Here is a 7,801-nt window from a genome sequence, read left to right on the forward strand (position 1 = left end):
TCTTCAAATGCCTTTTTATGCCAGTCTGCATCAGAATCTGCATCAACACTCTTTATACCAAATCCTTCTGCAATTTTTAAAAGATCAGGATTTGAAGCAAACGTACTTGCAGAATAATTTTTGTTAAAAAGATATTCCTGCTGCTGTCTTACCATTCCCAAGGCACCGTTTTCAAGTACAATTACAGTAACATTGAGATTGTTTTCTGCCATTGTAGCAAGTTCCTGAATATTCATTAAGATTGAACCGTCACCTGAAATACAGATAATTTTTTTGTCAGGTTCTGCAAAAGCCGCTCCAAGTGCAACAGGCAGACCAAACCCCATTGTACCGAGAGACCCCGATGTTAAAAACTGTCGTGGACGCTGGATATTAAAAAACTGTGCTGCCCACATCTGATGCTGACCGACATCCGTAGTAACAATAATATCTTTACCAGAAGGAAGATTTTTGATAAATTCCCTTGGATTTTTATAGTTTGCACCGCCCTTTTTACCACAGGTTTTCGCTCCACAACATTCAGCTGCTTTACAACTCATTTCTAAAGTAACTTCTTCCAGATTTTTCTGTTCAATGCAGGAAGAAAGCCATGATTTTCGCTCATCATTAAATACAGATAAATCAGCATTTTTAAGTTCAGAATTTATTTTTTTGAAAGCAGTAGCTGTGTCACTTATAAAACTTACGTAACTTGGCAGGATTTTATTAATTTCAGCTGCATCAATATCAATATGAATAATTTTAGCATCAGGACAAAATCCTTCAGGAACTCCTGCTGCCCTGTCATCAAAACGACTACCTGCAGCAATCACTAAATCACTTTCGTAGGCTGTTTTTCCTGCAGCGAAAGTTCCGTGCATACCGACCATTCCCAAAAAATTTTCAGCATTTCTAGGAACAACCCCAAGTCCCATTAAACTTGAAATGACAGGAATATCGTAAACTTTTAAGAATTCAAGAATTTGAGCACTGGATTCAAAAGAGTTACAGCCACCGCCTATGTAAAGAACAGGTTTTTTTGCTTTTTTTAAAGCTTCAATAATATTTTTTACAATATCAGAAATTTCTTCATCTTTTGTCTTATTTCGTGATGAATTAGAAATATAATCATCGTAAATTCTTTTAAATGAAGTATCAAAATCAGCAGGAACATCGCATAATTCAGTCTGAACATTTCGTGGTACATCAATTAAAACTGGTCCTGGTCTTCCACTTTCTGCAATTGCAAAAGCTAAGGGAACTGCTGTTAAAAGTTCTTTTGCCGATTTTACCATTATTGAATGTTTAGTAATTGGAAAGGAAAGTCCGAAAGTGTCTGCTTCCTGAAAAGCGTCAGTTCCTATTAAATTTGTATTTACCTGCCCCGTAATTGCTACAAGAGGAATTGAATCGCAGCGTGCATCCGCAACAGCTGTAAGAAGATTCATTGCACCAGGACCGCTTGTTGCCATACAAACAGCAGCTTTTCCAGAAACACGGGCAACTCCCTGAGCCATAAAACCGGCTGCCTGTTCCTGACGAACCAGGACATGTTTAAAATTTGAAACAAAAAGCTCATTGTAAAGAGGCAGAATCATACCACCAGGAAGACCAAAGACGACATCAATTTTGTTCTGTCTTAAAAGATTGATTATAATCTGAGAACCGGTTAATTGTGCCATAAAAGCCTTCCTTAAATGTTGTTGTTTAAAATAAAAAAAGCCGGCGACTATCTACTTTCCCCCAGTTAGGAGTATCATCGACGTAAAGGTGCTTGACTTCCGTGTTCGGAACGGGAACGGGTATTACCACCTCACTATGACCACCAGCAGCTTTATATTATTGATATTCAGGACTTATGTCAATCACTTATGAATATCTAAATTACGTTTATTCCATGTAGAAGGATTAAAAAGTTCAAGTTCTGTAATTTCCTTCCAGCGATACTTTGGAAATGTCGGAGGGAACAATGGTTTTGGAAGCGGCTTTTTGCGGCTATTGTCAGTTTCTATTGTATTTAAGAATCTCTGAGAAATCTGAACGGCTGTTCTATCATTTCCTTCCGGCACTTTGATAAGGTAAGGTTCACCGAATGCAACTATTCCACCGTCTGAGTCATATGAAACAGCCTTTTCAAATTTTGAAGACTTTTGAATATTCCTGATTTTTGTACTTCTTCCAGTTGTGCATTGATAAACATTACTTCCAATTCTTAAATATTTGTCCACAGAAAAAATTTTTTCACCATCAGAGAATGTCGCTTTTGCATAAGAATATTCCATTTCTGAAAGCCAGTAACGGATTTTATAGATTTCACTTTCATTATTTTCAATGAAATAAGATACAACTTCCTTTTTAAAAACCGGTTGTGAAATTGTAATACCGTCTGCAGTTGAAGCAGCCCTGTAAAAGCCGTCCCGATTTTGCAGTGAAACAACAGATTGATTCCTATTTTTAGCAGAATTTTCAGGAAGATTAAAATCTGTAAGGCTTGCACTGTCTTTAATCAAAAAATCAAGGTATATTTTATCGTCAATCACACAAACAGGAATTAAAACAGGAATCTTTTCATATGGATATTTTACAGAAAGTTCATAAACGCCCGCAGTTTTTGACGGATTTTCGCAGATAGTAGTATATTGAATCTGAATGTCTTCTGCCGGAGATTTTGTGGTATTATTACGGTCTCTTGTTTTAATTTGCGCAAAAGAAGCAGGCTCTGCCGCTCTGTCATCATACCACTGATAAAAAACACGCAGTACCAGAGCGAATTCATTCTGATTTGAAAACATCAAAAGTCTGTCACTTCCCTGCCAGATTCCCTGTAAAAGTTCAGGTACATTTTCAGAAAAAACATGCTTTGTAACATCTGGAAGAAAAGCATTTTCATTTCTTACAGAAACAATACCTTCTCCAGACTGCGCGTTCAAAGCATAAAGAAAGCCAAGAGAAAAAAGAAAAGCAAAAATTAATTTTATTTTACTGTTTTTCATCTTCCTGTGTTCCCCGGTATTCCAGCTCTTGAAACAGGCCAGAAACGATATGAAGTAGAACCTAACATTCGGGAACGGTTCACATATTGAGGCTGCATATCAGTGGTATATGTGACACTGTAAGCATCAAAAACTGTAAGTTTTGTATTCCAGCGGTCATAAGAATGTCGCATATCCAGAGAATTAAAACGATTGTCTCCCATCATAAAATAACAGTTTTTCGGAATATAGCGTGCGGAACCGTCATCAGCATTTGCTGGAAAAACCGGCATATTACGTAAATCTAAAAGCATGACATAAGTGTAAAGTTTTTGTGCTTTCTGAAGATTTTCATTCTGGATTGAATCCCGCTGCCATACATCATTCTGAAGACTGGATATGTAAAGTTCAGCATTACGCAGAATCATTTTACCGGCAAGGAGTTTTATCATTAGATTAAGCCTGTAATTTGCTTCTGAATATAAATCCCCATTAAATTCTGGAATTTTTAAAATCCAGTCAGTCATAAATGCTGTAAACCAGTCTGAGCCGTTTTGACTGGACAAAAGAGAAGCCGTAAAATAATTTGAATTTATAAAAAGTGAATAAACTGAAAGCTGTTCATCTGAAAATGAAAGTTTTCCGCTTTTTGTATTAGAAGTGCGCTTCCAGATTGATGCAAAATTATCTGAGATTTTTTTACATTCAGAAGATGTTTCTTTAAGATTAAGATTCCGGCGTTCTTCTTCTACAGAAAGCAAATCAGCGTAATCACTTTCTGTAAGCGGTAAATCACGGATGCCTTTTTTAAGAGACGGTTTTACGGCATTTAAATTCCATGTTGCCCATTTGGAATCAGATTCAACGACCTTAAAATCCGGAGACTTTTTTGTTCGTGCATACAAAATTCCATCCTGCATCATAAGCTGTTCACCTTCAACTCCGCAAACCCGTTTTACAAGAGGATCTGCCTTTTGATTGCCGTTTTCATCAACATTCAAATTTACTTTTGTAAGCGTACACATATACACAAGCTGTGATAAAAATGTCCTTACTTCAGATTTTCTGTCAGCAGCATAATGAGGATTCCTGAAAACCACGATATCACCGCGGTTATACTTTTTTATATAAGGTAAGCCGACTTCAGAAAGAGGAAATTTTGGTCCGCTCAATGTTTTAAAAACTACGACTCTGTCTTTGATTAAAAATTCCGGAACCATTGATTCAGATGGAATTTCGTAAAGCTGAACTATAAAAATATTAAGAAGGAGAACCATAAAAACAGCCTGAACCAGCGCATCAATCCAGCTCAAAAGCTCCCTTATTCCGGACTTTAGAAAAGATTTATTAGCAGAATTTTTACGCTCAGCCTTTTTTAATTCGAGATAATTCGACCATTCTTTTGAAATTTTTGAAATATATTTTGGATTCAAATAATGAAGAATAACCAGTGAAAAAATACAGGCAAAAAGCCATAAAATGACAGATATTAAATCCAGTACAAAGGGCGTACCTGAATTACCGGCCCGACGGAATACAAAAGAAACAAGCAGAACATAAGGCAGATACTGCAAAAATTCTCTGGAAACAGCAATAAAAGCCAGATTAGAATCAGAAAAAAGTTTTTTAAGCATAAAGAAAGCCAGAAAAACTGTAAAAATAGTTGATACGGGAAAAGCTATTAAAGAAATATCAGCATTAAAAGAAAAAAGCGATAAAGAAAAGAGTGCAGCAAAAATACAGCAGGCAAAACTAAGTGTTTGAATTTTTTTTATATTCATGAAAATAATTATATCAGATAGAGAAAAAATTGTCATTGTGATATAGTTTTAATATGCGAAAATTAGAAAACAGTCTCAAAGATTTTGATTTTATTCAAAATGAAACAGAACTTTCCCGTGCAGCTGAACTTGCCTTTTCCCGGCTTTCTTTTACATTTTCCCGGGAACATTTAGAAAATCTTATTAAAGCAGCTCTTTCACCCGAAGCCAGTGAAAATGACCGTTATGTTCTATCTTGTATGCTAAAAAATGCTGAAGTTGCTTCAAAAGGCATTTACCCTATCTGCCAGGATACTGGAATTGCAAACATTTTCGGCTGGAAAAAAGGAAATTTTAATTTACGAAATGCATATTCAGAAATAACTGAAGGTGTTAAAAAAGTCTACAACGAAAGAAAATTACGTTTTTCGACCACAGTCCCAGAATCATTTTATGAAGAAAAAGATCCAAAAAACAATCTTCCTGCCCAAATATCAATTTTTGATGAAGGCTGCTCTTTAGCACCTGAACCTTCATTTGTAAAAGATGCGCCAGAAGATTCTGTAAGTTTTGTATTCTGTGCAAAAGGCGGAGGTTCTTCAAACAAAACAACTTTTATTCAGGGAACAAAGGCCTTTCTTACCAAAGAAAAATTTTCTGCCCTCATGAAAAACGAGCTTGAACATTTTGGAACAAGTGCCTGTCCTCCATACACAATAGCAATTGTTGCCGGCGGTTTGAGCCCTGAACAAAATCTTTTAACACTAAAACTTGCTTCTATGGGCGCTTATGATTCAATGACTTATGAACCAAATGATCAGGGGTTTCGTGATAAAGAACTTGAAGAGCTGACTATGAAAATTGCTTCTGAATGCGGATATGGAGCCCAGTTTGGGGGAAGTAAATTTGCCCTTAGTGCAGTTGTTATCCGTCTTCCCCGTCATGGAGCAAGCTGCCCTGTTTCATTTGGAGTTTCATGCTCAGCACACAGAAATTTACGGGCTGTTTTAACAAAAGAAGGACTCTATTTAGAAAAAACAGTCTCAAATCCAGCTGACCTGAAAGGATTTGAAACAGCCTGTTCTCAGCACAGTACAAAACAGGATTCAGAAATCTGTATCGAAAGCACCGGTGATATGTCTGCCATTCTTGATTCCCTTTCAGAATCAAAACCAGGACAGCGAGTCATATTAAACGGGAAAATTCTAGTTGCCCGCGATGCTGCCCACGCACGCTGGCAAAAACTGATTGATGAGGGAAAACCACTTCCAGAATACTGCACGAAATATCCTGTCTGCTATGCTGGTCCTGCCAGAACTCCTGAAGGAAAAATAATCGGAAGTTTTGGACCGACAACCGCAGGAAGAATGGATTCTTACGCAGAAACATTAATGAGCCGTAAAGCAGCACTTGTAACCCTTGCAAAAGGCAACAGAAGCAAAACATGGACTGAATCCTGCAAAAAATACGGAGCTTTTTATTTAGGAACTCCCGGCGGAATTGCAGCATTAATTGCAAGTCAATACATAACAGATCAGAAGATTTTAGATTATGAAGATCTTGGAATGGAAGCAGTACGTCTTGTAGAAGTTAAAAACCTTCCATGTTTTATAATTACTAATAAAAACGGAGAAGATTTTTATGAACGAAATTTTTAATAGACAGGCTGCACTGGATCTTGTAGATAATGACGAAGAGCTTCTTCAAATTTTAATTGATTCATTTCTTGAAGAAAACAAATTTGAAAAATCGGTACTTGAAAACCTGATTCGAGAAGAAAAATTGAGCGAAGCGGCAAGCTATGTTCACGCCACAAAAGGTGCAGCACGACAGCTTTGCATGGAAAAATTAAAAAACTCCGGTCAGGAACTTGAAGATGTGCTTCGCGGCAAAAAAACAGGAGAAATTCTGTCTCTCGTCAATGAAATGTGGGATGATTATACCGAAACACTTTCTGTTTTAAAATCCTGAATTAAAAAAGCTTTGCAGAAATTTTGAAAAATCTGCTCAGAAAGTTCTTCTAAGGGAATTTTTCGAAGTTCACAGACTTTTTCATAAACGCGCTTAATTTCATGTGGAAAGGTTTCTGATTCTCCTTTTAAAGTCTGATATGGTGCATCTGTTTCTAACAGAAGACATTCAGCAGGAAGATTAGAAACACAGTCAAGTGCACTTTTTTTGCCATTTAAGAGAGGCTTTCCAAAAGAAAAAAAGGTATTGACTCCGTGAGCTTTAAGCGACACAGCCTCATGTAGTGTACCAGGAAAAGAATGAAAAATAACGGCAGGAAGTTTTTTAAGCTCTTTTGTATAGGAAAAAATTTTTTCGATTGATTTTCTAAGATGAAGCACAAGCGGAATATTATAACAAAGTGCAAGATTTAACTGCGCATCAAAGACTTTTTCCTGCTCTAATGCCGTAGATTTATATTCCTGTGTAAAAAAATCAAACCCACACTCTCCGATTGCTGTGATTTGTTTTGATTTTAAGAGATTTTCAATTAGCACAAGTTCAGAATTAAATTGATTTTCCATGAAGGAAGCATTTACAGCCTGCGGATGAATTCCATAAGAAGCAAATGAACTAGCGATTGAAGGAGTATCGAAAAACGTTGCCGAAGGCATGGAACGCCCTAAAAATAAAAAGTCTTTCAGATTATGACATGAAGAAACACAGAAATATTTTTCATTAACAGCAAATTTTGGAATTTGAGAATGTGAAAGATGAATATGAGAATCACAAAAAATCATTTTTCTTAAAAAAAAGCTAAAATCTATTTTAATTATACCGAAAATATAAATGTATTGGGAAGAACAGCTTTATATTTCTTTACTTACAAGGTTCTTCTAACTAAAAAAGTTTATCCAGTTTTGGATTTTAGGGAGAATAACTATGGGAACTTATACACTTAAAAGTATCGGAAGCAATTCAGATTACATGACAGTTGTGCGCGAAATGGATGACGGCTATGTCGTTCGCATTGTACGCGACAAAGACGGTTACGATGATGTAACAACCGACTACATCAGCAAAGCCCTTTTTGAAAGCTGTGTACGCACGGGATATCTTACAAAAGTTGCAGAAGTTGAA

Annotated in this window: 7 protein-coding genes and 1 rRNA gene; 3 read left to right on the plus strand and 5 right to left on the minus strand. The window is 36.4% G+C overall.

Annotated elements, in window-relative coordinates; genetic code table 11:
• The 4 genes from ilvB to lepB all read right to left on the minus strand — a co-directional run.
• The coding region (gene ilvB / locus ACKI5B_RS01085) for a biosynthetic-type acetolactate synthase large subunit (protein WP_407425104.1) at window positions 1–1,661 on the minus strand (1,661 nt) is incomplete at its 3' end.
• A gap of 38 nt (window positions 1,662–1,699) precedes the next feature.
• A 5S ribosomal RNA gene (gene rrf, locus ACKI5B_RS01090) occupies window positions 1,700–1,809 on the minus strand.
• 35 nt (window positions 1,810–1,844) lie between these two features.
• Window positions 1,845–2,972 (minus strand): hypothetical protein, encoded by a 1,128-nt coding sequence (locus tag ACKI5B_RS01095; protein ID WP_407425105.1) that lies wholly within the window; start codon window positions 2,970–2,972, stop codon window positions 1,845–1,847.
• Complete coding sequence (gene lepB, locus ACKI5B_RS01100; RefSeq protein ID WP_407425106.1) at window positions 2,969–4,732, minus strand: signal peptidase I; 1,764 nt, start codon at window positions 4,730–4,732, stop codon at window positions 2,969–2,971. The genes ACKI5B_RS01095 and lepB overlap by 4 nt, the downstream gene beginning before the upstream one ends.
• 53 nt (window positions 4,733–4,785) lie before the next feature.
• Between lepB and ACKI5B_RS01105 the strand changes: the two genes are divergently transcribed.
• Both ACKI5B_RS01105 and ACKI5B_RS01110 read left to right on the plus strand, forming a co-directional pair.
• Window positions 4,786–6,369 carry a FumA C-terminus/TtdB family hydratase beta subunit gene (locus ACKI5B_RS01105; RefSeq protein WP_407425107.1) on the plus strand — a complete coding sequence of 528 codons (1,584 nt, stop codon included), beginning with the start codon at window positions 4,786–4,788 and terminating at the stop codon, window positions 6,367–6,369.
• Window positions 6,353–6,682 carry an Hpt domain-containing protein gene (locus ACKI5B_RS01110; RefSeq protein ID WP_407425108.1) on the plus strand — a complete coding sequence of 110 codons (330 nt, stop codon included), beginning with the start codon at window positions 6,353–6,355 and terminating at the stop codon, window positions 6,680–6,682. Before ACKI5B_RS01105 ends, ACKI5B_RS01110 begins: the two co-directional genes overlap by 17 nt.
• Here ACKI5B_RS01110 and ACKI5B_RS01115 read toward each other — a convergent pair.
• The gene (locus tag ACKI5B_RS01115) at window positions 6,649–7,461 is read right to left on the minus strand and encodes a TatD family hydrolase (RefSeq protein WP_407425109.1); all 813 of its coding nucleotides are present in this window, start codon (window positions 7,459–7,461) and stop codon (window positions 6,649–6,651) included. The genes ACKI5B_RS01110 and ACKI5B_RS01115 overlap by 34 nt on opposite strands.
• Window positions 7,462–7,603: 142 nt before the next feature.
• On the opposite strand from ACKI5B_RS01115, the gene ACKI5B_RS01120 reads away from it, so the two are divergent.
• The coding region (locus ACKI5B_RS01120) for a hypothetical protein (protein ID WP_407425110.1) at window positions 7,604–7,801 on the plus strand (198 nt) is incomplete at its 3' end.

It is taken from the genome of Treponema sp., from assembly GCF_045657965.1.
In the GTDB taxonomy this organism is placed as follows: Bacteria; Spirochaetota; Spirochaetia; order Treponematales; family Treponemataceae; genus Treponema_D.